At 65.7% G+C, this 1,072-nt stretch carries 1 pseudogene; it reads right to left on the bottom strand.

Features of this window, described 5'->3' with window-relative positions:
- Positions 1-23: 23 nt before the first annotated feature.
- Positions 24-997 (bottom strand): annotated as a pseudogene (locus M2271_RS42440) (IS5 family transposase).
- Positions 998-1,072: the final 75 nt, after the last annotated feature.

The following is a 1,072-nucleotide window of genomic DNA, read 5'->3' as shown; positions in this document are numbered from 1 at the left end:
CTAGGGCCTGTGTGGAGTTGTGATCAAGACTGTGATCCGAGGTGTCGGATCCAGAGGAGGCCGGCGCATAATTCGAGTCCGGCCTGGTAGCTTTCAGGCTTTTTGTCGTAGCGGACGGCGAGGCCGCGCCAGTCCTTGATCTTGTTGATGGTGCGTTCGACGCTGTTGCGGAGTTTGTACAGCTGCTTGTCCCAGGTGACGGGCCGTCCGCCGCGTGAGCCGCGGTTCTTGCGGTGGGTGGCCTGATCCTTCTTCTCGGGGATGACCGCTTTGATCCCACGTTTGTGCAGGTGGGAACGGTTCTGGCGGGATGAGTACGCCTTATCGCCCGCGACTGCGTCCGGCCGGGTGCGGGGCCGACCGACCGGGCCGGGGACGCGGATCTTGTTTAGGACGGGGATGAACTGCGGACTGTCCCCGGCTTGCCCCGCAGTGATCTTGAGCGAGAGGGGCAGGCATTGCGGCACACAGGATAGGTGCGTCTTCGTGGTCAGTCCGCCGCGGGAACGTCCCAGGTCGGCGGCGGCGAGTCGGGCCTTGCGGCGACGCCTCACGCGTCGTCGTTCTTCCCGCTCCGGGTCCAGTTGCCCGTCTTGTTCCTGACCGGTGCCCCTTTTTCCGCAGCGGCCTTCTCCAGCGCGTCCAGGATCTCGGGCTCCACGATCATCCCGGCAGCATCATGATGGGCCCGGACCGTGGTCGAGTCCACGCTGACCAGCGACAAGTCCACCAGGCCCCGCTTCGCCGCCTCGGCGATCGCACCCTGGAACACCGCGGTGAACACCCCGGCATCCCGCCACTGCCGAAACCGGCCGTAAACGGTGGACCAGTGCCCGAATCGTTCGGGCAACTCCCGCCATTTCGCCCCGTTCCTGAACCGCCACACGACGCCCTCGAAGTGCGCCCGCAGGTTCTCCGGGTACGGCCCGTACTCACCGACCGGCAGGAACGGGGAGATGAACTCCCACTCAGCATCCGAAAGTTGAGGTCGAGACACCCCACAGTTTTACTCCAAAGGCCCCGCCCCTCCCGAGCCGGGGCCCCGCGAGATCGCAACTCCACGCAGGCCCTA

The sequence above is a fragment of the Streptomyces sp. LBL genome, from assembly GCF_029893585.1.
In the GTDB taxonomy this organism is placed as follows: Bacteria; Actinomycetota; Actinomycetes; order Streptomycetales; family Streptomycetaceae; genus Streptomyces.
This window is presented reverse-complemented; position numbering and strand designations above follow the sequence as displayed.